Origin of the sequence: Rhodoplanes elegans (assembly GCF_016653355.1) — a bacterium.
Lineage (GTDB): Bacteria > Pseudomonadota > Alphaproteobacteria > Rhizobiales > Xanthobacteraceae > Rhodoplanes > Rhodoplanes elegans.
This window is the reverse complement of record NZ_NHSK01000149.1, coordinates 1-23744: the sequence shown is the minus strand read 5'-3', so window position 1 is coordinate 23744 and position 23744 is coordinate 1. Positions and strand designations below refer to the sequence as shown.

General features: G+C 71.0%; 24 protein-coding genes. 9 read left to right on the top strand and 15 right to left on the bottom strand.

All coding sequences use genetic code 11. The annotated features are described in order from the left end of the window. Nucleotides 1–105: 105 nt before the first annotated feature. Both CCR97_RS18500 and rsmI read right to left on the bottom strand, forming a co-directional pair. On the bottom strand, nucleotides 106–723 hold the full coding sequence (locus tag CCR97_RS18500) for a YraN family protein (RefSeq protein WP_111357545.1): 618 nt from the start codon (nucleotides 721–723) through the stop codon (nucleotides 106–108). Continuing rightward, entirely contained in the window at nucleotides 713–1705 is a 993-nt protein-coding gene (rsmI, locus tag CCR97_RS18495) for a 16S rRNA (cytidine(1402)-2'-O)-methyltransferase (RefSeq protein ID WP_111357546.1), read from the bottom strand. Before rsmI ends, CCR97_RS18500 begins: the two co-directional genes overlap by 11 nt. Before the next feature lie 182 nt (nucleotides 1706–1887). Here rsmI and CCR97_RS18490 point away from each other — a divergent pair, with 182 nt between their 5' ends. The 4 genes from CCR97_RS18490 (at nucleotide 1888) to CCR97_RS18475 (ending at nucleotide 6238) form a co-directional block, all read left to right on the top strand. Further along, nucleotides 1888–3123, top strand: a complete 1236-nt coding sequence (locus CCR97_RS18490; RefSeq protein WP_201159749.1) for a penicillin-binding protein activator — start codon at nucleotides 1888–1890, stop codon at nucleotides 3121–3123. A gap of 118 nt (nucleotides 3124–3241) precedes the next feature. Next, entirely contained in the window at nucleotides 3242–4117 is an 876-nt protein-coding gene (locus tag CCR97_RS18485; protein WP_111359462.1) for an aldo/keto reductase family oxidoreductase, read from the top strand. A gap of 226 nt (nucleotides 4118–4343) precedes the next feature. Continuing rightward, on the top strand, nucleotides 4344–5561 hold the full coding sequence (rlmN, locus tag CCR97_RS18480) for a dual-specificity RNA methyltransferase RlmN (RefSeq protein WP_111359465.1): 1218 nt from the start codon (nucleotides 4344–4346) through the stop codon (nucleotides 5559–5561). A gap of 179 nt (nucleotides 5562–5740) precedes the next feature. Beyond that, nucleotides 5741–6238 (top strand): hypothetical protein, encoded by a 498-nt coding sequence (locus CCR97_RS18475; RefSeq protein WP_111359463.1) that lies wholly within the window; start codon nucleotides 5741–5743, stop codon nucleotides 6236–6238. On the opposite strand, the gene CCR97_RS18470 is transcribed toward CCR97_RS18475, so the two are convergent. Next, nucleotides 6145–8181, bottom strand: a complete 2037-nt coding sequence (locus tag CCR97_RS18470) for a glycosyltransferase family 2 protein (protein ID WP_201159748.1) — start codon at nucleotides 8179–8181, stop codon at nucleotides 6145–6147. The genes CCR97_RS18475 and CCR97_RS18470 overlap by 94 nt on opposite strands. Nucleotides 8182–8424: 243 nt before the next feature. Between CCR97_RS18470 and CCR97_RS18465 the strand changes: the two genes are divergently transcribed. The 3 genes from CCR97_RS18465 to CCR97_RS18455 all read left to right on the top strand — a co-directional run bounded on the left by CCR97_RS18465 (nucleotide 8425) and on the right by CCR97_RS18455 (nucleotide 12135). Further along, the gene (locus tag CCR97_RS18465) at nucleotides 8425–9327 is read left to right on the top strand and encodes a transporter substrate-binding domain-containing protein (protein ID WP_244670547.1); all 903 of its coding nucleotides are present in this window, start codon (nucleotides 8425–8427) and stop codon (nucleotides 9325–9327) included. Nucleotides 9328–9474: 147 nt separating this feature from the next. After that, nucleotides 9475–11115 carry a lysine--tRNA ligase gene (locus tag CCR97_RS18460; protein ID WP_111358239.1) on the top strand — a complete coding sequence of 547 codons (1641 nt, stop codon included), beginning with the start codon at nucleotides 9475–9477 and terminating at the stop codon, nucleotides 11113–11115. A 276-nt stretch (nucleotides 11116–11391) separates the two neighbouring features. Then, entirely contained in the window at nucleotides 11392–12135 is a 744-nt protein-coding gene (locus tag CCR97_RS18455; RefSeq protein WP_170145920.1) for a TSUP family transporter, read from the top strand. Nucleotides 12136–12657: 522 nt separating this feature from the next. Here the strand turns inward: CCR97_RS18455 and CCR97_RS18450 are convergent. From CCR97_RS18450 to CCR97_RS18400, 11 genes are all read right to left on the bottom strand, one after another. Continuing rightward, the gene (locus CCR97_RS18450) at nucleotides 12658–13455 is read right to left on the bottom strand and encodes a carbonic anhydrase (RefSeq protein WP_111358237.1); all 798 of its coding nucleotides are present in this window, start codon (nucleotides 13453–13455) and stop codon (nucleotides 12658–12660) included. Between the two features lie 186 nt (nucleotides 13456–13641). Next, on the bottom strand, nucleotides 13642–14271 hold the full coding sequence (locus tag CCR97_RS18445; protein ID WP_111358236.1) for a S24 family peptidase: 630 nt from the start codon (nucleotides 14269–14271) through the stop codon (nucleotides 13642–13644). Between the two features lie 136 nt (nucleotides 14272–14407). Beyond that, nucleotides 14408–14686 (bottom strand): DUF6460 domain-containing protein, encoded by a 279-nt coding sequence (locus CCR97_RS18440; protein ID WP_111358241.1) that lies wholly within the window; start codon nucleotides 14684–14686, stop codon nucleotides 14408–14410. A gap of 324 nt (nucleotides 14687–15010) precedes the next feature. Continuing rightward, the gene (locus CCR97_RS18435; RefSeq protein WP_111358235.1) at nucleotides 15011–15433 is read right to left on the bottom strand and encodes a VOC family protein; all 423 of its coding nucleotides are present in this window, start codon (nucleotides 15431–15433) and stop codon (nucleotides 15011–15013) included. 13 nt (nucleotides 15434–15446) lie between these two features. Beyond that, nucleotides 15447–16550, bottom strand: coding sequence for an exo-alpha-sialidase (locus CCR97_RS18430; protein ID WP_111358234.1), 1104 nt, complete (start codon nucleotides 16548–16550; stop codon nucleotides 15447–15449). Nucleotides 16551–16554: 4 nt separating this feature from the next. After that, nucleotides 16555–16824, bottom strand: a complete 270-nt coding sequence (locus CCR97_RS18425) for a MoaD/ThiS family protein (protein ID WP_111358233.1) — start codon at nucleotides 16822–16824, stop codon at nucleotides 16555–16557. A 3-nt stretch (nucleotides 16825–16827) separates the two neighbouring features. Then, nucleotides 16828–17259, bottom strand: coding sequence for a VOC family protein (locus CCR97_RS18420; RefSeq protein ID WP_111358232.1), 432 nt, complete (start codon nucleotides 17257–17259; stop codon nucleotides 16828–16830). Nucleotides 17260–17484: 225 nt separating this feature from the next. Further along, nucleotides 17485–17916, bottom strand: a complete 432-nt coding sequence (locus tag CCR97_RS18415) for a YciI family protein (protein WP_111360246.1) — start codon at nucleotides 17914–17916, stop codon at nucleotides 17485–17487. 31 nt (nucleotides 17917–17947) lie between these two features. Further along, entirely contained in the window at nucleotides 17948–18316 is a 369-nt protein-coding gene (locus CCR97_RS18410) for a DUF1428 domain-containing protein (protein WP_244670546.1), read from the bottom strand. A gap of 102 nt (nucleotides 18317–18418) precedes the next feature. Then, entirely contained in the window at nucleotides 18419–19684 is a 1266-nt protein-coding gene (locus CCR97_RS18405; RefSeq protein WP_111360251.1) for an RNA polymerase sigma factor, read from the bottom strand. After that, nucleotides 19681–20097 carry a YciI family protein gene (locus tag CCR97_RS18400; protein ID WP_111360247.1) on the bottom strand — a complete coding sequence of 139 codons (417 nt, stop codon included), beginning with the start codon at nucleotides 20095–20097 and terminating at the stop codon, nucleotides 19681–19683. The genes CCR97_RS18405 and CCR97_RS18400 overlap by 4 nt, the downstream gene beginning before the upstream one ends. 336 nt (nucleotides 20098–20433) lie before the next feature. Here CCR97_RS18400 and CCR97_RS18395 point away from each other — a divergent pair, with 336 nt between their 5' ends. Next, complete coding sequence (locus CCR97_RS18395; protein WP_111359830.1) at nucleotides 20434–21240, top strand: transglutaminase-like domain-containing protein; 807 nt, start codon at nucleotides 20434–20436, stop codon at nucleotides 21238–21240. Nucleotides 21241–21426: 186 nt separating this feature from the next. On the opposite strand, the gene cmk is transcribed toward CCR97_RS18395, so the two are convergent. Beyond that, on the bottom strand, nucleotides 21427–22050 hold the full coding sequence (gene cmk, locus CCR97_RS18390) for a (d)CMP kinase (protein WP_111360459.1): 624 nt from the start codon (nucleotides 22048–22050) through the stop codon (nucleotides 21427–21429). Nucleotides 22051–22188: 138 nt separating this feature from the next. Here cmk and CCR97_RS18385 point away from each other — a divergent pair, with 138 nt between their 5' ends. Beyond that, entirely contained in the window at nucleotides 22189–23565 is a 1377-nt protein-coding gene (locus tag CCR97_RS18385) for an SAM-dependent methyltransferase (RefSeq protein WP_111360458.1), read from the top strand. Nucleotides 23566–23744 lie beyond the last annotated feature (179 nt).

The window sequence follows — 23744 nt, the reverse complement described above, 5'->3', positions numbered from 1 at the left end:
TGGATGCGCGGGTCGAGCCTGCGCATGACGCTCTCATGCGTGGCCCGCGATGTATGCATCGCGGGGCGTCTTCGCGGGGACGACCGGAGATTGGAACCGCCGGCGTCACTCGCTCGCGTCGAAGGCGCCCTGCAGGTGCTGCGGCAGGTGGCCCGGTGCGATCAGGATCACGTCGAAGCGCAGCGGCAGGCCGCTCACCTGCGGGTGGCCGGCGAGCCAATGCTTCGCCGCATCGAGGATGCGGCCGCGCTGGCGCATCGACACCGACTCGGCGGCGGCGTCGAGCGAGGCGCGCGCCTTCACCTCGACGAACACGATGGTGCCCTTGCGCTGCGCCACGATGTCGATCTCGCCGACCGGCGTCTTGTAGCGCCGATCGACGATCCGGTAGCCCTTGGCCCACAGGAACGCGGCCGCCTTGCTCTCCGCCGACAGCCCGAGCTTCTGGGCCGCCTGACGCTTCGGCGCCGGACCTTGCTTCGCGACGTCGGGCGGCTCGTCGAACGACCCGGTCTTGAACACGGCGACGGGTCGCATCGTCGCCGCCCCGGGGGCGAGCGGCGAGGGCGCTCCGGCCCGCACCGGCGATTTGGCCGGGCCGATCTCGCCGGCGCGCTTCAGGGTGCGGCCGGGCGCGCCGGCGGGGCCGACGCTGCTGGGCACCGCGCGGACCGGCTTGCGCTTCGGCGGAGCGTCGGGCGGACCATCGTCGTCACGGCTCATCGGAAGTCTCCCGGCCGAGCGCCAGCGCGCGCTGATAGACGGTGCGGCGCGGCTCGCCGGTCGCCGCCGCGACGGCCGCGACCGCGTCCTTGAGCGACGCGGTGCGCATCGCCGCGGCCAGCTTCTGGTCGATCTCCTCGCCCGAGACGGGCGCGTCGGCGGCAGGCCCGCCGATCACCAGCACCACCTCGCCGCGCGTCTCGGCGCCCTCGGCATAGGCCTTCGCGAGCCCGGCGAGATCGCCGCGCCGCACCTCCTCGTGCAGCTTGGTCAGCTCGCGGCACACCGCCGCCTCGCGGGGGCCGAGCCCTTCGGCGAGATCGGCGAGCGCCTCGGCGAGCCGCGGGCCGGTCTCGAACAACACCAGGGTCGCGGGAATCGCGGCGATCTCCGCGATCCGGCTTTTTCGCGCCCCGCCGCGCGCCGGCAAAAATCCCTCGAAGAAGAACCGGTCGGTCGGCAGGCCGGCGATGGCGAGCGCGGTGAGAACGGCGGAGGGACCCGGCACGGCGGTGACCGGGAATCCCGCCTCGCGCGCCTCGCGCACCAGCCGGAAGCCCGGGTCCGAGACCAGCGGCGTGCCGGCGTCCGACACCAGCGCGACCGACTCGCCGGCGGCGAGCCTGGCAAAAATCTTCGGCCGCGCCTGGGCGGCATTGTGCTCGTGATAGGCGGTCAGCGGCCGGGCGATGCCGTAACGGGCGAGCAGCTTGCGGGTCACCCGCGTGTCCTCGCAGGCGATCAGGTCGGCGGCCGCCAGCGTGAACAGGGCGCGCAGCGACACGTCCTCCAGATGGCCGATCGGGGTCGCCACCACGAACAGCCCGCCGGCGAGCGGCGGCGCCCGGCGCGGCGCGCCGAACAGCACGACGCTGCGCTCGCCCTCGGCCGCCGCCGCCGGATCGAGGTGCTCCGGCCCATCCGGCCCCGCGTCGTCCCGACGGTCGTCGCCCTGCTGATCGTGATCCTGTGCGGCGCTCATGCGGCGGTTCTATCGCCCCGCGCCCGGCGCCGGAAGCCCCGCCGGAGACGCGGCGTCGCGTGCGCGAGGATTGACCGGGCGGTTGCGCTGTGGCGCTGTTGCCGCCATGTCGTCGTCGCGCCGGGCGGTCTCGCCCGCGCCGGGATTTTCGGGCCCGCGACGGGCGCGGGGGAGTTGGGCGGATGGCAGTCTCGAAGGCTCCGACACGGCGCGGCGTGGTGCGGGTGCTCGGGCTCGGCGGCACGGCGCTGGTCGCCGGCTGCGCCGGGCTCGATCTCGGCGGCGGCGGTGGCGGCCGTTCGCCCGATGCGCCGCCACCGGCGCCCTCCCCCACACCGGGCGTCTCGGCCGAACCGCTGCCGCCACCCGGCGCCGGTCCCGGCGGCGCACCCGGTGCGCCGGGCCAGGCCCGCGTCACGCTGATCCTGCCACTCTCGGCCGGCGGCAATGCCGGCGCTGCCGCGCAGTCGATGAAGAACGCCGCCGAGCTGGCGCTCGCCGAGTTCAACAATCCCGACGTGATACTCGACGTGAAGGACGACGCCGGCACGGCGCAGGGCGCCCAGGCCGCCGCCCGTCAGGCGCTGGAGGAAGGCGCCGTCGTGATCCTCGGGCCGCTGTTCGCCCATGCGGTCGGGGCGACCGCGCAGGTGGCGCGCGGAAAAGTGCCGGTGATCGCCTTCTCGACCGACGCCAATGTCGCGTCGCGCGGCATTTATCTTCTGAGCTTCCTGCCCGAGTCCGACGTCGACCGGATCGTCGAATACGCGGTCTCGCAGGGGAAGCGCTCGATGGCGGCCTTCCTGCCCGACAACCCTTATGGCGGCGTGGTCGAGGCGGCCTTCAAGCAGGCGGTGTCGCGAAAGGGCGGGCGGGTCACGGCGGTCGAGCGCTACAAGCCGGGCGAGGCGGCGCAGGGGCCAGTCCGCCAGGTCGCCGACGTCGCGAACCGCTCCGACGCCCTGTTCCTCGCCGACTCGGGGGACGCGCTGCCGCGCGTCGTGCAGGCTCTGCAGGGCGCCGGCGTCGACCCCAAGCGCCTGCAGCTCCTCGGCACCGGCCTGTGGGACGACCAGCGGGTGTTTTCCGACCCGGCGCTCGACGGCGGCTGGTTCGCGGCGCCCGACTCGGCCGGCTTCCGCGGCTTCGCCGGCCGCTACCGCATCCGCTACGGCCAAGACCCGGTGCGCACCGCGACGCTCGCCTACGACGCCGTGGCGCTCGTCGCCGCTTTGTTGAAGGCGCAAGGGGGCGGCCGCATCACCGACGAGATGCTGCTCAACCCGTCCGGCTTCGCCGGCATCGACGGCGTCTTCCGGTTCCGCCAGGACGGCACCAACCAGCGCGGGCTGGCCGTCCTCAAGGTCACCACGGCCGGCGGCGAGGTCCTCTCCGCCGCGCCGCGGACGTTCGGGTGAGGCCGACGGCCTCGGCGATCGACTGTTCGAAATTTCGCACGGCCCGTCCAAATTGATCCCGGTTCTCGAACGCTCTCGCGCGGCGTAGCTATGGGGCGTCCCGAACAGGAGATCGACCATGGCTGACCTCACCCCCGCCGGCACCTATCGGCTCGGCGACCGCACCGTCGGGCGCCTCGGCTACGGCGCCATGCAGCTCGCCGGGCCCGGCGTCTTCGGGCCGCCCAAGGACCCCGACACGGCCCGCGCCGTGCTGCGCGAGGCGGTGGCGAGCGGCGTGACCCACATCGACACGTCCGACTTCTACGGCCCGCACGTCACCAACATCCTGATCCGCGAGGCCCTGCATCCCTATCCGGACGATCTCGTCATCGTCACCAAGGTGAGCGCCCGGCGCGGCGCCGATGCCTCGTGGATCCCGGCGATGTCGCCGGCGGAGCTGACCCAGGCCGTGCACGACAACCTGAAGAACCTCGGCCTCGACGTGCTGGAGGTGGTCAACTTCCGCAGCATGCTCGATGTCCACGGCCCGGCCGAGGGCTCGCTGGAGCCGCAACTCACGGTGCTGGCCGAGCTGCGCGAGAAGGGGCTGATTTGCCACATCGGGCTGAGCAACGTCACGGCGAAGCAGATCGCCGACGCGCAGAAGATGGTGCCGATCGTCTGCGTGCAGAACATGTACAACGTGGCGCAGCGCGCCGACGACGCCCTGATCGACGCGCTCGCCCGCGACGGCATTCCCTATGTGCCGTTCTTCCCGCTCGGCGGCTTCACGCCGCTGCAGTCCTCGACGCTCGACACCGTGGCGAAGCAGCTCGGGGCGACGCCCATGCAGGTCGCGCTCGCCTGGCTCTTGCGCCGCGCGCCCAACATTCTCCTCATCCCCGGCACCTCGTCGCTCGCCCATCTGCGCGAAAACCTCGCCGCGGCGGCGCTGCACCTGCCGGACGACGCGATGGCCGCGCTGAACGGGCTATCGGGATCCGCACACTGACGTCCGGGAGGGGTGGGGCCGTGGTCCGGCCCCGCCTCCGCAGGAGAGCCGTGCAGGCTGCGGTTTGGACATCTCGCGCGCGAACGCCTACATAACGGGGCGTTCCGGGCGGTCGCGCCCGGACGGACCTCCGAAAAATCCGGGCGACGCCCGTAAAGAACCGCCCGACGAGACCATGACAATTTCGCTCGACCCGACCCCCGCCCCGTCCTCCGCCGCGACCACCATGCCTCTGGAGGCGCTGGAGAAAACCGCGCTCGAGACCTATGTGGCGCCGGCCCGGCCGTCGCTGGTCGGGATGTCGCGGACGGCGCTTCGCGACGCGCTCGTCGGCATCGGGGTGCCGGCCGGCCAGGCCAAGATGCGGGTCCAGCAGCTCTGGCAATGGATCTACGTGCACGGCGCCCGCGACTTCGACGCGATGACCAACGTGTCGAAGGATCTGCGCACGCGGCTGGCGACGCATTTCACCCTGGCGCGGCCCGAGGTGGTGGCCGAGCAGGTGTCGACCGACGGCACCCGCAAGTGGCTCCTGCGCCTGCCCGGCGACGGCGCCACCGGCGCGGAGAGCCGGCCGCACGAGGTCGAGTGCGTCTACATCCCGGAGACCGACCGCGGCACGCTGTGCGTCTCCAGCCAGGTCGGCTGCACGCTGACCTGCGCATTCTGCCACACCGGCACGCAGCGCCTGGTGCGCAACCTCACGGCCGGCGAGATCGTCGGCCAGGTGCTGGTGGCGAAGGACCGGCTCGGCGACTGGCCGGAGGGAACGCCGCCGGCCGACGGCCTCGTGCCGACCGACGGCGGCCGCTTCATCAGCAACATCGTGATGATGGGGATGGGCGAGCCGCTCTACAATTTCGAGGCGGTGCGCGACGCGCTGCTCGTCGTCGCCGACGGCGAGGGCATCGGCATCTCCAAGCGCCGCATCACGCTCTCCACCTCGGGCGTCGTGCCGAACATCGTGCGGGCCGGCGACGAGATCGGCGTGATGCTCGCGGTGTCGCTGCACGCGGTGCGCGACGACATCCGCGACGAGCTGGTGCCGCTGAACCGCAAGTACCCGATCGCCGAGCTGATGGAGGCCTGCCGCAACTATCCGGGCCTCAACAATGCGCGCCGCATCACCTTCGAATACGTGATGCTGAAGGGCGTCAACGACTCGCTCGCCGACGCCCGCGCCCTGGTGAAGCTCCTCAAGGGCGTCCCGGCCAAGATCAACCTGATCCCGTTCAACCCGTGGCCCGGCACCAAATACGAGTGCTCGGACTGGGATCAGATCGAGAAGTTCTCCGAGTTCGTGTTCGACGCCGGCTACTCTTCGCCGGTGCGCACGCCGCGCGGCCGCGACATCTTCGCCGCCTGCGGCCAGCTCAAGAGCGCGACCGAAAAACTCTCGGCGCGCGAGCGCATGGCGCTGCGCGCCATGGCGATGACGGAGTAAGGCGGGCCACGTCTCCTCGACCGTCACCCTGAGGTGGCCGCGCGATGCGCGGCCCTCGAAGGGCGACGGCCCGAGAGCGATCCGAGCGCCCGGGCCACATCCTTCGAGGCCCGGCTGCGCCGGGCACCTCAGGATGAGGACCTGGGTCTCTGCCAGGCGTCGCGCTATAGGATTGCCCCATGGACGATGTCGGCCGCCTGGTCCTGCGCTTTCTCCTGGTCCCGCTCGGCGCCCTGGTCGCGCTCCTGGTCGCGATCGCCGTGGTGGTCGCGGCGAACTGGAACGCCGTGCAGACACTCGCCGCCGCAGCACCCGAGCAGCAGGGCGACTTCTTCGTCGCCTTCGTGAGCGCCGCCCCCGAACTGATGATGATGCTGGCCGCGACCGCGACCTATGCGCTCGCCGTCGCCACGGTCGGCGTGCTGATCGCCGAGGTGTTCGCGGTGCGCTCGTTCGTCTTCCATGCCGCGAACGGCGGGCTCGCGGCCGCGGTCGGCTGGTCGCTGGCGGCGACCGAGGGCGGCATGCGCATGCTCTCCACACCGATCAGTCTGGTCGCCGCCGGAATCGCGGCCGGCCTCGCCTACTGGCTGGTCGCCGGCACGACATCGGGCTTCTTCAAGCCGTGGCGCAGCCGCCCGGCCGATCCGCCGACCGCCGAGACGGCGCCGCGCTGAACGGCAGAACGCGCCGCCGTGCGCGCGCCGCTGCGCGAGGTCTTGGCCAGCCCGTGCTCGGTCTTGTCCCAGCGATACGGATCGCGAAACACCTTGATCAGCGCCAGCCAGGCCGCGACCGACAGCAGGATCCAGTGCACCGGCACCAGGGCCAGCACCCAGGCGAAACGGAGCAGGCCGCGGCGCATCAGGCCGACGAGACCGAGCAGTAGCGAGGCGGCCCAGCCGGCCACCGCGGTGAGGCCGAACAGCCCGGCGAGCGCGAGCGCGGCCGGATCGTCGAGCACGAGCCCGCGCTCGCGCACCAGCTTCACGACGAGCGTGGTCGTGAACACCGGATGGACGAGCGCCGCCAGCACGGTGCCGCCGACCACGAGATGCAGCGTCGCGAAGCCAGACGCTCCGAGATCGCGCAGCGCGCTACGCGGCGCACGCATGTGCACGACGAAGGTCTGGATCCAGCCCTGGAACCAGCGCCGGCGCTGCCTCAGCCAGGGGCCGAGCCTCGCCGGCGCCTCCTCCAGCGTGGTCGACGTGATCACGTCGGTCGCGAAGCCGAAGCGGGCGAGCCGCACGCCGAGATCCGCGTCCTCGGTCAGATTGAACGCATCCCAGCCGCCGACCGCGCGCAGCGCCGCGGTGCGGAAGTGATTCGACGATCCGCCGAGCGGCAGCGGCAGCCGCAGCTTCGCCAGCACGGGCAGGAACACGTCGAACAGTCCGGCATACTCGGCCGTGAACAGCGCGGTGAGCAGGCTGTCCCGCGTGTTGTCGATGGCGAGGCGCGCCTGCACGCAGGCGAGCCGCTCGGGGCCGCGCGCGAAGGCCGCGGCGGCGCGGCGGAGCTGGTCGGGCTCGGGCCGGTCCTCGGCGTCGAACACCGCGAGAAATTCACCGCGGGCGAACGGCAGGGCGGCGTTAAGCGCCTTCGGCTTTGTACGCGGACCAGTGAGCGGAACGGTCAGCAGCTCCCAATGGGGTTTTAGGCGCTCGGCTGCGAAGGCCTGCCGTGTCGCGGCATCGTCGGCCTCCAGCGCGACGATGATCTGCAGCTTCTCGGGCGGCCAGTCGAGCGCGTCGAGGGCGGCGACGAGCTGCGGCACGGTCGCCGCCTCGCGATAGAGCGCGACCACGATCGTGGTGACGGGCAGCGTCTCGTCCGCGTCGCGCGACGGGGGAAACGGCGGGCGCTGGGGCGGGGTCGCGACGGCGAGGAGCCGCAAGGCCGTCCAGGCGAGGAACAGCACGGCCAGGACGACGCCGAGCGCGATGGCGCTCGCCCCGGGCCACGTCACGCCGACCAGGATCGCGGCCGCCATCGCGGTGATGGCGCGGGCCGGTGCCAGCCGGCGCGGCGCCGCCGAGAGGTCCGGATGCGCGGCCGCGAGCCCGAAGGCCGCTCGGCGGCCGAGCGCCGTGTCGGCCGCGCGGGCCACGAAGCGGCGCAGGCGGGCTTCGGTGGTGAGCCGGATGCCGCGCGGAGCGTCGGGCGACCCGGCGAGCTCGGCGAGGCGGCGGGCCGCCGCCCCCTGCGGCGCCACCACGGTCTCGCGGCGCAGCCCGGTGTCGAGCGGCAGCATCCCGCCCGCCGCCGCGGCGATCAGGGCGTCGTCGTCGACCGGAACGGCGGCGCGCGGGATCTCGTCGAGCGGCTCGAACGGCACGCGGAGATGGCGCGCCAGCGCCCGGACATAGTCGTCGTCGCCGAGCAGGCCGGCGGCGACCAGCACCCGGTCCGCCGTGGTGCCGATCGCGCGGGCGCGCCGCTCGGCGAAGGCGAGATCGCCGGGCGACAGGCGGTCACGGACGCAGTCGAGCTCCGGGCAGGCACTCCGGGCTCGGCGCAGCGTCGGCCGCGGCACGCCGTTCGCCAGCCGGACCAGGCCGGGGTCGCCGAACCGGGACGGGTCGAGCCGGGACTCGGCGGCCGCAGGCCGCGGCACGACAGCCCCGGCCCGTCCAAGACCCCCCTCCCGCGGCCGCGGGTCCTCGCCGCGATCGAGCATCACGCCTCCGGGCCGGCCGGTCCGGCACGCCACTTAAACCGAGGCTGCACGTTCGACTTCTTCTGCGACTTCGACGCTGCTCCGGCCCGGAACTTCGTCTATAAGGGCGGCCCGCGATCCTCGCGCGCTCAATCCCCGGACGGCCGGATGCGACGACAGACTAGCCAAAGCACGTCAAGGTTGCGACAGATTGCACGAACGCTCGATCAAAAGCGCGTCAAGATTGCGCTGCTCGCCGGGCTCGCGGCCGGGCTGGTCGGCGCGATTGGCGGCCCCGGCCCGCTCGCACCCGCCACGGCGCACGCCCAGACGGCGTCGCCCGGCCTGCCGATCCCCGGCTTCTGGGACCCGAAGCGCCGTCCCGAGCGTCCCGACCTGCGCCTCACCCTGATCCGCTTCATGAGCGAGGTCGACTACCCGCCGTTCAACTATGCGGGGCCGGACGGCAACCCGGCGGGCTTCAACATCGATCTCGCCCGTGCCATCTGCGACGAGCTGAAGATCGCCTGCACGATCCAGATGCGCCGCTTCGACACCCTGGTCGAGTCGCTCACCGAGAACCGCGGCGACGCCGCCATCGCGTCGATCGCGGTGATGCCGGAGACCCGCAAGAAGATCGACTTTTCCGATCCCTATTACCGGCCGGTGGCGCGCTTCGCGGCGCGGCGCGGCGCGGGGCTCGACACGGTCCTGCCCGAGCGGGTGGAGGGCAAGAAGATCGCGGTCGTCGCCGGCACGGCGCACGAGGCGTATCTGAAGGCCTTGTTCACCGAGGCCGAGCTGAAGCCCTACCCGACCGCGGAGGACGCCCGGGCGGCTTTGCAGAAGGGCGAGGTCGACCTCCTGTTCGGCGACGGCTACGGCCTCGCCTTCTGGCTCAACGGCGCCGACGCGGGCGGCTGCTGCACGTTCGTCGGCGGCCCGTTCGTCGAGAGCCGCTATTTCGGCGAGGGCGTCGGCATCGCGGTGAAGAAGGGCAACGACCAGCTCCGCATGGCGATGAACTGGGCGCTGTTCCGGCTGTGGGAGAAGGGCAAGTTCGCCGACCTCTGGCTGAAATACTTCCCGATCAATCCGTTTTGAGGCACCGCGCCGCCGCGCCTCGGCGGGCGCCCCTGCCGGGCAAAGAAATTGACCCCGGGCGCCCCGGTCCTTAGACGAGGCGGGCCGGGCTTTCCGCTGCGCCGCCCCGACGCGGCTTGCGCGCCCCGGCCCTGCCGGAGACCACGCATGTCCGATCCCGCCGCCGCCCTCGATCCCGCCGCCCTGCGGGCGCTCGCCGAAACCTCCACGGCCTGGCCGTTCGAGGAGGCGAGAAAGATCGTCGCGCGGCTGAAGCAGCATCCGAAGGACGAGGTGCTGTTCGAGACCGGCTACGGCCCCTCCGGCCTGCCGCATATCGGCACCTTCGGCGAGGTGGCGCGCACCACGATGGTGCGCCACGCCTTCCGGGTGCTGACCGACGACAGGATCAAGACCCGCCTGATCGCCTTCTCGGACGACATGGACGGGCTGCGCAAGGTGCCCGACAACATCCCCAACAAGGAGCTGGTGGCGGCCCATCTCGGCAAGCCGCTGACCCGGGTGCCCGACCCGTTCGGCACGCATCCGAGCTTCGGCGAGCACAACAATGCGCGGCTGCGCGCGTTTCTCGACGCCTTCGGCTTCGACTACGAGTTCGCCTCGTCGACCGAGTACTACAAGTCGGGCCGCTTCGACGCGACGCTGCTCGCGATGCTCGAGCACTACGACGCCGTGATGGAGATCATCCTGCCGACGCTCGGGCCGGAGCGGCGCGCCACCTACTCGCCGTTCCTGCCCGTCGACATCCGCACCGGCGTCGTCCTCCAGGTGCCGATGGTCGCCCGCGACGCCAAGCGCGGCACCGTCACGTACGAGCATCCGGAGACCGGCGAGCGCGTCACCACCGCGGTCACCAAGGGCATGGTCAAGTGCCAGTGGAAGGCCGACTGGGCGATGCGCTGGACGGCGCTCGGCATCGACTACGAGATGGCCGGCAAGGATCTGATCGACTCGGTCAAGCTCTCCGGCGAGATCTGCCGGGTGCTCGGCGGCCGCCCGCCCGAGGGCTTCACCTACGAATTGTTCCTCGACGACAAGGGCCAGAAGATCTCGAAGTCGAAGGGCAACGGGCTCACCATCGACGAATGGCTGCGCTATGCGAGCCCGGAGAGCCTGTCGCTGTTCATGTATCGCGAGCCGAAGGCGGCGAAGCGGCTGTACTTCGACGTGATCCCGCGCAACGTCGACGAGTACGCCCAGTTCCTCGACGGCTACAAGCGGCAGGACGGCAAGCAGCGCCTGACCAATCCGGTGTGGCACATCCATGCGGGCACGCCGCCCGACACGAGCGTGCCGATCTCGTTCACGATGCTGCTCAACCTCGTCTCGGCGTCGAACGCCGAGAACGCCGAGACGCTGTGGGGCTTCATCGGCCGCTACTGGCCGGGCGTGACGCCGCAGTCGCACCCGCGGCTGCAGCGCGAGGTCGAATACGCGATCCATTATTTCCGCGACTTCGTGCTGCCCGCGAAGCGCTTCCGCGAGCCGACCGACGGTGAGCGCGCGGCCCTGATGGATCTGCGCGACGCGCTCTCGCAGCTCGCCGACGACGCGACCGCCGAGGCGATCCAGGAGGTCGTCTACGAGGTCGGCCGCCGGCCGCCCTTCCTGGACGAGAAGAAGAAGGGCAAGGACGGCAAGCCGGGCGTCTCGCTCGACTGGTTCAACCTGCTCTATCAGGTGCTGCTCGGCCAGGAGAAGGGCCCGCGCTTCGGCTCGTTCGTCGCCATCTACGGACTGAAGAACACGGTCGACATGATCGACGGCGCGCTGGCGCGCTCGGCCTGACGACGACCGGGTTCGTGTCACCGCGGGGCGAGTCTCTCGTTCCGCCCTCACCCTGAGGAGCGGCCGAAGGCCGCGTCTCGAAGGGCGAGGGCGGCCACAGACTGCGCCGCCGCCGCGTCGACCCGGGGCCGCATGGTTCGAGACGCGATCCGGGCGCGAGCGCCCGGATCGCTCCTCACCATGAGGGGCGAGTCACTGCGATCCGTCGCGGCATGACTCGGAACAGCGGGGCGGCCGATGACGGCGCCGGCCCGCTCGTTATATAAGCCCCCTCGCATGACTCTCGCCGCCTACGCCCTGATCGGCGTCACCATCGTCGGCTCGTCCTTCGTCTCCGGCATCTTCGGGATGGCGGGCGGGATGATCCTGCTCGGCGTGCTGCTGACGCTCTACGACGTCGCCACCGCCATGGTGCTGTTCTCGATCATCCAGTTCGCGGCGAACGGCTGGCGCGCCGTGATGTGGCGGGCGCATGTGCGCTGGCCGATCTTCTGGTGGTACGCTCTCGGCGCGCTCGCCGCCTTCGGCGCGATGCGGCTCGTCGCCTTCATCCCCGACAAGGCGACCGTCTATCTGGCGCTCGGCGCCATGCCGTTCCTGGTCGAGCTGCTGCCGAAGTCCGCGCGGCCCAATATCGAGTGGCGCGGCATGCCGTTCCTGGCCGGCCTGATCACGACCGTGGTGCAGCTCTTGTCCGGCGTCGGCGGGCTGTTCCTCGACATGTTCTTCCAGAAGAGCATGATCGACCGCAAGACCACGGTCGCCACCAAGGCGGTGAGCCAGACCTTCAGCCACGTGCTGCGGGCGACCTATTTCGCCTCCTTCGCGGGCGCCGCCCAGATCGATCCGTGGTGGGCGCTGGCGCCGGCCTTCCTGCTCAGCATCGCCGGCACGTCGCTCGCCGTGCTGGTGCTCGAGCGGATGACCGACCACGGGTTCCGCGCCTGGACGCGCTGGATCATTCTCGCCATCGGCGTGGTCTACCTGGCCCGCGGCAGCGCGCTGGTGCTCGGCGGCTGATTTTTCGCACGCATCTCACGAAGCCTTTTGCGCCTCGCTCCGTCATGCCCGCGCTCGTCGCGGGCATCCACGACCTTCGAGACAATGCCAGCACAAGACCGTGGATGGCCGGGACGAGCCCGGCCAAGACGGACCGTGAGAGCTGCGGAGCAAGAATGCTAGTCGCAGGCCGCCGACGCGATGAGCGGTACCGGCGCGCGGTGCGGCGCCGCGGCCACACTCCTTCGACGGATTGTAAACGGAGCGTAAAGACCTCTGGCGCAGCGGACTAGGCCCCGCCTAGTCTTCGGCGGGGGACACGGATCGGGTTCGCAGGGGTTTGCGAGGCTATGCGTACCGTGGCGATTCTGTTGGTGGTCGGCCTGGGTCTCGGGCTCGCCGGCTGCTCGAAATGCGATATTCCGACCTGGGGCTACGCCGCCTGCCGCGGCGGCCCGCCGGTGCGATGAGCCTCGTCATTCCGGGGCGCGGCGAAGCCGCGAACCCGGAATGACCCGCGACGTGATTTATTCGAATTTCGCCTCACCCGGCGCGAAGAATGAACCTTCGGTTCAGATTCTGCACGGGCCGGGCATTCATGGCGTAGAGCTTGGCGAAGGCGGCGACGTCGGCGGCCGCAACCTCGACCGGCTCGGCCATCAGCAGCCACTCGACCGTCTCGCTGCACGGCGGCGTGGTCAGCGAGCCAGTGTAGCGATAGTAGCTGCGACCCTTCGGCAGAAAGGCGTTGGGATCCATCCCGGGCGCGGTCGCGGTCTTCCACGGCCAGGAGCCTGACACCGGGACGGGCGGCCCCTCGTGCTGCGGCATGCCGGCGACCACGTGCGAGAACGCCGAATTGGCGGCCCCTTCGGCCATCAGCACGCCGACCACGGCGAGGCCGCCGGCGTCGTTCTGATGGACGAAGTGCACCTCCATCGGGAAGCTCTTGCCGCCCACCGTGTGCTCGCTCGGCCGGTGGAAGTGATACTGCAGGAGCTTGTAGGGCTTGCCGTCGAGCGTCAGGATCGAGCCCGGCGCCACGTTGACCTGGATGGTGTGGCCGTTGTTGACGATCGCGGCGACGTCGCGTCCCCACTGGATGTCGAGCGGCGACAGCTCGGCCCGGATCGTGTGGTCGACGTCGATCGGCGACTGCTGCGCCCCGACCGAGCAGACCTTGCTGGCGGCATCGAGATCGCCCCAGTGCGACGGGCCGCCGGCGCCCTCGTAGCCCCAGTGGGGATGCCCGGTCTCGGCCGCGAAGCCCGAGGGGGCGCAGAGCGGGCAGAGCGCGAGGCCCGCGAGGGCCTTGAGGGTGTTACGCCGATCGAGCTTCATGACGCCTCCGTGCAATGCGGCAAGGGGCGGGCGCGACCCGTGCCGCGGCGCGCGAATCCCTCGCTCCAGATTGACGGTTCGCTCTTACCGGGAGGCCGGCGACGGTCGCAAGACACCACGCCGTGAGCCACGAAGCACGGTCGAGAAATCGTTTCCGGCGACCCGGAGGCTTTTATCCGGAACGGCCTACTGGCTCGCCCAGACGATGCGGGCGACCCACAGCACCTCCTCGGCGGCGAGCACGCGGTCCTGGTGCTCGGGGTTGAGCGAGCGCAGCTCGAGCGTCTTCGCCGTCTTGCGGCGCAGCTCCTTGGCCATCACCTCCCCCTCGCGGGTCTTCACCACGACACGGTCGCCGCGCCGGATCGGCGCCAGCGGCGACACGATGATCACGGTGCCGTCCCGGTAGGCCGGCTGCATCGAGTCGCCCGAGATCTCGAGCGCATAGGCGTGCTCGTCCTCGACGGCCGGGAACGGGATCTCGTCCCAGCCCTTGCCGACCGGGAAGCCGCCGTCGTCGAAATAGCCGCCCGTGCCGGCCTCGGCGAAGCCGATCAGCGGCACCGCCTGCTCGGCATTGCTGCCGTCGTCGGTGATCAGCTTGACGAAGTCGTCGATCGTCACGCCCGTCGCGGCGAGCGACTTCGCCACCGACTCGGTCGACGGCCAGCGGGCACGCCCGTCCGGGGTGATGCGCTTCGACTTGTTGAAGGTGGTCGGATCGAGGCCGGCGCGCTTGGCGAGCCCGGACGCGGACAGGCCGGCGCGCGCCGCCAGCCGGTCGATCGCCGTCCAGATCTGGGCATGGGTCAGCATGGGACCTCCTGCGGAACGCCGGGGCCACGGTGGATTCGGAGCAGTATAGGAATTTTAGCCTGGGTCTGCCAAGCGGAATGCGCACGGGGCGCCGCGGGGCCGACCGGCGACGCCGGGTCGCGGCCCGGGAGCGGCCTCAGCGGCCGCCCTTGCCGAGCCGGATGATCAGCCAGATCGGGATCACCAGCACGGCGCCGAGCAGGAAGTAGCGCCACAGCCAGACGATCGCGTCGAAGCCCATGTCCCAGACGCTGCGCAGGAGCCGCTCGATCGAGTGGATGATGTTGAGCGGATCGAGGCCGACCGCGGAGAGGACGACGCCGACCAGGATCGACAGGAGGACGAGCCGCACGGCGACCGCACCGGGCGAGCCGCCGAGAAACCGTTCGAGGTTGCCGGAAGAGCGTTGCTGCATGCCGTTCCCGTCGGTACCGTTCGCGTAATGGATCGGCCGCCGTTCCGGATCCCGCATCGTCATGCCGTGCCCTCGGATGTGCCGCCCTTCGGCCGGCACCATAGCACAGACGATGGCGGCAGCGGGGCGGGCTCGCCCGCGCCCCGCTGCCGGGGGCGCCGCCACCGCCGGGCGCCGCGGCTCGGCACTGCATGCTCGATACTTTTTCGTGGAGCCGTGCCCCACGTCGGGAGCTTGCGGTTCCAGCGTTCCCTCCCCCCTTGTGGGGGAGAGAGCAGGCCGTGCCGTGCTGACGGTTCGTCGCTCAGATCAACGCGTCCCGGTTCAGCTCGTCGCCCACGGATCGTAGGTGCCGACGTTCCACAGATGCCCTTCGGGATCGCGGAACGAGACGCCGCGGCCGCCGTGGCTCTCGTCGCGCAGCGGCATCACGATCTCGGCCCCGTGCGCGACCGCGCGGGCATGCACCGCGTCGGCGTCGGCCACCACCACATAGGGACTCTGGCTGCAGCCGCCGAGCACCGCGGGCGTCGCCTGCAGGCGGCCGAAGTCGTCGTCGCGGGCGGAGCCGAGCATCACCATGCCGCCGCCGAGCGTGAGCTGGGCATGGGCGATGCCGCCCGCCCCGTCCTCGTAGACGGCGTGCCGCGTGAAGCCGAGGACGGCGCACAGCCAGTCGATCATGGCGGGCGCGTCGCGATAGCGCAGCGTCGGGACGACGGTGCTCGGGGTGGTCGGGCGGGTCATCGCGTCTCTCCGGTCAGCCGAACCGCACCGCGTAGACGGGCGGCAGCGTGTGACTGATGCAGGTCCAGCGGTCGCCCTGGTCTTCGCTCACCCACAGGCCGCCCGTGGTCGAGCCGAAGGCGAGGCGCTCGCCTGTGTCGTCGAGCGCCAGCGCGTGGCGGTAGACGACGTCGTAGGCGTGCTTTTGGGGCAGCCCTTCGGTCAGCACGTCGAACGAGCGGCCGCCGTCGCGGGTGCGGGTGACGACCAGGCGGCCGTCGCAGGGGATGCGCTTCTCGTCCTTGATCTCCGGCACGAACCACGCGGTGTCGGGCTCCTTCGGATGCACCGCCACGGCGAACCCGAAGGTCGACGGGCCGGCCTTCTCGATCTCGGCGAAGCGGCGGCCGCCGTCGGAGGAGACGAAAATGCCGTTGTGATGCTGCACCCACATGCGCTCCGGCGCGCCGCGGCACTGCACCAGGCAATGGACGTCCTGGCCGAGCGGCTCGTGCGCCTGCTCGGGCGGGGCGTACTCGGCCCGCATGCCCTCGCCGCGCAGCGTCCAGGTGTCGCCGCCGTCCTCGGTGGCCCACACGCCGCCGGTCGACACCGCGATCGAGACGTGGCGGGAGTTGCGCGGATCGACGCAGATCGAATGCAGGCCGGGAAGATCCGCGCCGCCGCCCATCCATTTCTGCCGCAGCGGGTGATCCCACAGCGACCGCACCAGCGACCAGCTCGCGCCGTGGTCGGTCGACTTGAACAGGCCGCCCGGCAGGGTGCCGCACCACAGCGTGCCCGGCTCGTCGGCGCCGCCCGGCGCCAGCGCCCAGATCCGCACCGTGCTCCACGGCAGCGGCCGGCCCCACATGTCGAGCTCCTCGTGGCCCTCCGGCTTCTCCGGATAGGTCGGCGTCGCGATCTCGGTGTAGGCACCGCCCGGGAGCGCGGCGTGCAGCTTGACGCCGAAGTGGCCGTGATCGAGCGCCGCGTAGCGGCGACCGTCGCGCGGGTCCGTCATCGCGAGCGTCACGTTGTCGCCGAGGAAGGCCACGTCGGCGATTTCCCAGCCGCCACCGTTGCGGGCGACCGTGAACAGACCTTTTCGCGTGGACACGAGAATCACGTCGCTCATCTGATCAGCCTCCGGAGAGTGCTTGGAAGACATGGATGGTGCTCGCCGGGCCGACCGGCTCGGCGAGCCGCGTGCGGTCGCGCACCAAGGTGCCGTCGACGAACACGCTCATGTGGCGACGCAGCGCGCCCTGATCGTCGAGCACGTAGCCGCGCGCCTGCGGGTTCTCCGCGAACACCGCGTCCAGCGCCTCGCGCACGGTGGAGCCGGAGACCTCGATCTCCGGGCAGGCGACGTGGCGCTGGATGTTCTGGGTGAAGACGACGCGGGGCATGACCTAGGCGGCCGCACCCGCTTCGGCCGGCGCCGTCTGCACATGCGCCGGATCCATCCACATGATCTCCCAGGTGTGGCCGTCGAGATCGTCGAACGCCCGGTAGTACATGAAGCCGTAGTCGCTCGCCGGACGCGGCTCGGCGGCGCCGGCCTTGACGGCGGTGTCGACCAGCGCGTCGACCTTTTCGCGGCTCTCCGCCGACAGGCAGGTCATCACCTCCACCGTGGTGCGGCTGTCGGCGATCGCCTTGTCGGTGAACTGCCGGAATTTCTCGTGGGTCAGCAGCATCGCGTAAATGGTGTCGGAGATGACGAGGCAGGCCGCCGTGTCGTCGGTGAACTGCGGGTTGAACGTCCAGCCGAGCGTCTCGAAGAACCGCATCGATCGCGGCAGATCGGCGACCGGCAGGTTGAGGAAGACCATGGTGCTCATCGGGGGTTCCTTTGCGAGATTATGATCAGGTCCGGCGTGTTGCTTCGCTCGTGCCCCGGCTCTGCGGCGCGTCGGGCCAACGGCCCGATGCGCCGCAGAGCCGGGGCCCAGGAGCCGCACGACGAGCGGCTCGACGAGCGCATCGTCCCGTCGCCCCTGGGTCCCGGGTCACGGCGCGGCGCGCCGCGCCCGGGACACGGACGCCGTCCGCTGCGGAGCCTGTCGTCACCCGCCGGTCTTCTCGCGGATGCGCTCCTGCATGCGCGCCTCGCGGTCACGCAGCTCGGGCGTGAAGGCCTCGCCGAAATCCTCCATCTCGAAGACCTGGCGGATCTCGACCTCGCCGGCCTCCTCGTGCGGGTTGGGGCAGCGCTTCAGCCACTCGACCGCCTCCTCCATCGAGGCGACGTTCCACAGCCAGTAGCCGGCGACCAGCTCCTTGGTCTCGGCGAAGGGGCCGTCGATGACGGTGCGGCTCGCGCCGTCGAAGCGCACGCGCTTGCCCTTCGAGGTCGGATGCAGGCCCTCGCCGGCCAGCATGATGCCGGCCTCGACCAGCGCCTCGTTGTACTTGCCCATCGCCTCGAACAGCGCGGTGGACGGCATCTCGCCGGCTTCCGACGCCTGGCTCGCCTTGACCAGAACCATGACCTTCATGATGATCTTCCCTCTTTGTTTGGATGTCGGATCAGGCTTCGACCAGAACGTCGAAGCCGCCCCAGAACATCCGCTTGCCGTCGAACACCGGCTCGCGCTCGTGCCACTGCTTGATGCGCTCGTCCTCCATCACGGCGGCGTTGATACGGTCGCGCTCGGCCCGCGAGGCGAAGACGATCCACGAGAAGATCACGGTCTCGTCCGGCTCGAGCTTGACGGCCTGCGGGAACGACGTGTGGGTGCCGGGCTTCACGTCCTCGGCGACGCATTCGACGAAGGCGAGCGCGCCGTGATCGCGCCACACCCGGCCGGCCTCCCGGGCCATCGCGCGATAGGCATCGAGCTTCGCGGTCGGCACCGGCAGCACATAGCCGTCGACATACTTGCCCAGCATCTCCATCGGGGGTCCTCCTCTCCTGTCTCGTCTCCCGTCACGCCCTGAAGACGGACGGCGCGGCGGGACCCCGACAGTGACGCGAATCTTTTTTTGCGGGAGGTAATTTCAGGAGGACGTCGCAGTCGTCACGGGCGCCGTGGCGAGGCGATCGAGCTGACGGCGGATATGCGCGGCCTCGGCCGGCGAGTGGGCGAGCGCGATGGCGCGGTCGAAGGCGGTGCGCGCCTCGCCGGTGCGCCCGAGCGCGTCGAGCAGCGCACCCTTCAGGCCGAAGAAGTAGAAGTAGCCGGCGAGATCCGCCTCCAGCGGCCCGATCACGGCGAGCGCCGCCTCGGCGCCGCGCAGCTTCCAGGTCGCCACGGCGCGGTTCAAGGACACCACCGGCGAGGGCGTCAGCCGCTCGAGCACGCCGTAGAGAATCTCGATCTGGGCCCAGTCGGTATCCTGCGGCCGGGCGGCGCGCGCGTGCAGGGCCGCGATCGCCGCCTGGACCTGATATGGTCCCGGGGCTCGATGCCGCATCGCCTTGTCGAGCAGCGCGAGCCCCTCGTCGATCAGCCGCCGGTCCCAGCGGCTGCGGTCCTGATCGTCGAGCAGCACGATGTCACCATCGGCGTCGAGCCGTGCCGCGGCGCGCGAATGCTGGAGCAGCATCAGCGCCGTCAGGCCCATGATCTCGGGCTCGGTCGGGAACAGGCGGAGCAGCAGGCGCGCCAGCCGGATCGCCTCGTCGCACAGGCCGTGGCGCACATGCGCCTCGCCGCCGCTCGCCGCATAGCCCTCGTTGAACAGGAGATAGATGGTCGCCGCCACGGTGGCGACGCGGGCGGCGCGCTCCGGCGGGCTCGGCGCCTCGAACGGCACGTTCGCGCTCGCCACCCGTCGCTTGGCGCGGGTGATGCGCTGCTCCATGGCGGCCTCGCTGACGAGGAACGCCCGCGCGATCTCGCCGACCGACAGGCCCGAGACGATGCGCAGCGCCAGCGCGATCTGCTGGGTCGCCGGCAGGTCGGGATGGCAGCAGACGAACAGCAGTCTCAGAATGTCGTCGCGATAGTGGCTCTCGTCGAGCTCCTCGGCCAGCGCCGCCTCGGCGTCGTCGCGCTCGGACAAGACCTCCTCGTCGGGCAGCGGCGCCTCGCGGCGCTTGCGCCGCACCGCGTCGATCGCGGCGTTGCGGCCGACCATGACCAGCCACGCCGCGGCGTCGCGCGGCGGGCCGTTCTTCGGCCAGGTCTTGAGCGCGCGCAGCGACGCCTCCTGCAGCGCCTCCTCGGCGAGGTCGAGATCCCGGAACGCACGGGTCAGCGCGGCGAGCACCTGCGGCCGCGCCGCATGAAGGGTCGCGCCAATCCAGTCGACATCCATCAGGCCGTGACCTTCGCGGGAGGAGACGTGGCGGGCGGAGACGCGCTCGGCGGAGACGTGGCGGGATGAAACAGCGCGACTGGCCGCAGCTCGTAGGCGCCGCCCGGATTGGCCGCGCCCAGCTCGCGGGCGATCTCCAGGGCCTCGTCGAGCGACGCGCAATCGACGATGTAGAAGCCGAGAAGCTGCTCTTTCGTCTCGGCGAACGGTCCGTCGATGACGAGCGGCGGATCGCGATCCTTGCGCAGCGTCGTCGCCGCCGTGGTCGGCATCAGCCGCGCGACCGGGCCGAGCTTGCCCTGGCGCGCCAGCCGCTCCTGGATCGGCGCGAGGCGCGCCATCACGGCGTCGTCCTCCTCCTTGCTCCAGGAGCAGACGACGTCTTCCTGATGGTAGCAGAGAATGGCGTACAGCATCCGGGGGCTCCCTCCGTGATCCGAGGACGGCCGAGCCTAGCCGATCCCGACACGGGGGCGGAAATTTCGGGGAGGCATGCCCGCTCGCGCCGGTGCCGTGCTCGGGGCGCCCCCTCCCCGACCCTCCCCCGCAAGCGGGGGAGGGAGCCGCCCGCGGCACGGCTAGGCCCGAAACAATCGGAACTTTCCGCATCGCCACGGCGTAGCGGCTCCAGCGTCCCCTCTCCCGCTTGCGGGGGAGGGACAGGGAGGGGGCAGCCGCGGGCTCGGCGTTGGCACCCCGCTTGCATTTTTCTCGTCGAGACGACCGTGCCCCGCAACCGGAGTGCCCTTCGCGTGAAAATCCGTGCCGGCTACGACATCGCCTTCGACTGTCCGCAGCCCACCCCGATGATCCTGCTGGTGTCGGTGCACGCCTCGCGCATCGGCGACCTCTTGAGCCCGCAGCACATCACCTTCGACCCGCCGCTGCCGACCCGCACCTACGAGGACCCGTTCGGCAATGCCTGCACCCGCATCGTCGCGCCCGCCGGCCGGGTGCGGTTCGCGGCGGACTTCCTGGTGAGCGACACCGGCCGGCCCGACGAGGTCGTCCCCGACGCGCCGCAGGTCGCCGTCCAGGACCTGCCCGACGACACGCTCGTCTACCTGCTCGGCAGCCGCTACTGCGACACCGAGCATCTCGCCGAGCAGGCGTGGTCGCTGTTCGCCGGGACGCCGCCGGGCTGGGCCCGGGTGCAGGCGATCTGCGACTACGTCCACGACCACCTGACCTTCGACTACATGCAGGCGCGCTCGACCCGCACGGCCGCCGAAGGCCATTCCGAGCGGCTCGGCGTGTGCCGCGACTTCGCCCATCTCGCCATCACGTTCTGCCGCTGCATGAACATCCCGGCGCGCTACTGCACCGGCTATCTGGGCGACATCGGGGTGCCGAAGGACCCGCAGCCGATGGATTTTTCCGCCTGGTTCGAGGCCTATCTGGGCGGCCGCTGGTACACGTTCGACGCCCGCCACAACGTGCCGCGCATCGGCCGGATTCTCGTCGCCCGGGGTCGCGATGCGACCGACGTCGCGATCTCGACCTCGTTCGGCCGGGCCGATCTCGCCAACTTCACGGTGATCACCGACGAGGTGGAGTGAGGACACCGAGGATCACCTCTCCCCGCGTGCGGGGAGAGGTCGACATTCGTGCGTTCAGCGCGGATGTCGGGTGAGGGGGCGTATCCGCGAGTCTGAGCTTTACGGAGGCGCCCCCTCACCCGACTCGCCGCTTCGCGGCGAGCCACCCTCTCCCCGCGCAGCGGGGAGAGGGAACAGGCGGCGCGGTCAGCTCCGCCTCGCCTCGACCAGCGCGATCGCGGCGGCCACGGCGGCTTCCACGTCGAGTTCGGTCGTGTCGAGGACATGCGCGTCGGCGGCGGCGACCAGCGGGGCGACGGCGCGGCCCGAGTCGCGCTCGTCGCGACGGCGGATGTCGGCCAGCACCTCGGCCTCCGCGATGGCCTGCCCCCGCGCGGAAAACTCCAGCCAGCGGCGACGCGCGCGCGCTTCGGGTGAGGCGGTGACGAAGATCTTCACGTCGGCATGCGGGCAGATCACCGTGCCGATGTCGCGGCCGTCGAGCACGGCGCCGGGCGGCGTCGCCGCGAACTCCTGCTGGAAGTTGAACAGGGCCGCCCGCACCTCCGGGATCGCCGAGACGATCGACGACGCCTCGCCGACCGCCTGGCTCTTCAGCACCGTCTCGTCGAAGCCGGTCGGGTCGAGCGCCTGCGCGGCCGCCGCCGCCGTCGCCCGGTCGTCCGGGGCGTGGCCGGCGGCCAGCACCGCGTGGGCGACGGCCCTGTAGAGGAGCCCGGTGTCGAGATGGCGCAGCCCGTAGTGGCGGGCGAGGCGCTTGCCGAGCGTCCCCTTGCCGGACGCCGCCGGCCCGTCGATGGCGATGATCATGTCTTGTTCGTCAACCCGTTGCACGAGCCTCGGGGCGCCGGGGGCCGCCGTCGGGCCGGCAGGCTATTCCATGGCGGCCGCGGTTCTGCAATATCCCCCCGCCCGGAGCCGCCGGGCGATGGCGTGGGAGTAGGGTTCATGGACGCGGCCGCACGGCGCCTCGACAGCTTCGGAAAGCTCCTCGCCCATGCGCGCGAGCGGCTTGCGCTCGACATCGGCTTCGTGCTCTGGGACGGCGTCCGGGTGCCGGCCGAGCTCGCCCCCGAGGCGCTGGCGGTCAGGATCGCCGACGAGGGCGTCGTCGCCGCGCTGGTGCGCCGGCCGAACCTGGAGACGCTCGCCAACCTGTGGGCGGCGGGGCGCATCGCGCTCGTCAACGGGACGATCTTCGATCTCGTCAAGCAGCGCCCCAAGGTGCGCACCAAGGACTTCCTGAAGACCCTCGACAAGACGCTGACGCTGACGACCGCGGCGCGCTTCTTCACCGTGTCGCGCGGCGGCCCGTGGCCGCTCGAGGAGACGCCCGACGAGGCGCCGAGCAGCGGCGCGCCATCCGAGAACAAGAAGAACATCGCCTATCACTACGACGTCTCGAACGCCTTCTACGCGCTCTGGCTCGACCGCGAGATGGTCTACACCTGCGGCTACTGCACCGACTGGGACAACGACGTCGACACCATCCAGCGCGACAAGCTGGAGCACATCTGCCGCAAGCTGCGGCTGAAGCCGGGCGAGCGGCTCCTGGACGTCGGCTGCGGCTGGGGCGCGCTCTCCTGCTACGCGGCGCAGCACTACGGCGTGATCGCGCACGGCGTCACGCTGTCCGAGCAGCAGGTCGCCTGGGGCCAGGAGAAGGTCCGCCGCCTCGGGCTCGAGGACCGGGTCAAGATCGAGCTGCGCGACTATTCGACGGTCGACGGCCAGTACGACAAGGTCGCGGCGATCGGCATCCAGGAGCATATCGGGATCGACAACTACCCGACCTATTACGACACCGTGAACCGGGTGCTGGTCCCGGGCGGGCTGTTCCTGCACCACGCCATCACCCGTCCGGCCAAGCGCGACGACAAGACGTTCCGCAAGAAGCGCGCCGAGTTCGCGCTGCTGACCAAGTACATCTTCCCGGGCGGCGAGCTCGACCACATCGGCAACACGGTGACGATGCTGGAGCGGCACGGCTTCGAGGTGCACGACGTCGAGCAGCTGCGCGAGCACTACTGGAAGACCTGCAAGCTCTGGCACGACCGCCTGGTCGCCAACGAGGCGGCCGCGGTCGCCGAGGTCGGCGAGGTCAAGACCCGGATGTGGATCGCCTATCTGGCGGCCTGCGCGATCGCCTTCGAGCGCAACACGGTCGGCCTCTATCAGACGCTCGCCTCAAAACGCCGCCGCGGCCCCTCCGGCCTGCCGCCGACCCGGGCGGATCTGTATCGCGACACGCCGGCCGGCGCGGCGGCGAAGGGCGACGGCCGCGCCGTGCCGACGCCGGTACGCTCGGCCGTAAGGCCGCGGTAGGCAGCGCCACTCCGCAACGGCCGTCGTCCCGGGGCGGCGCGCAAGCGCCGAGCCCGGGACCCATATGTGGACGGCCCCCGTGCAGCAAGAGATTTTCAGAACGGATCGGATCGCTTGCGTCCATATGTTCGGCCTGTCGGTGCGGCCACTCGCGGCCGCTGGCCAAGATGGTTTCCGCG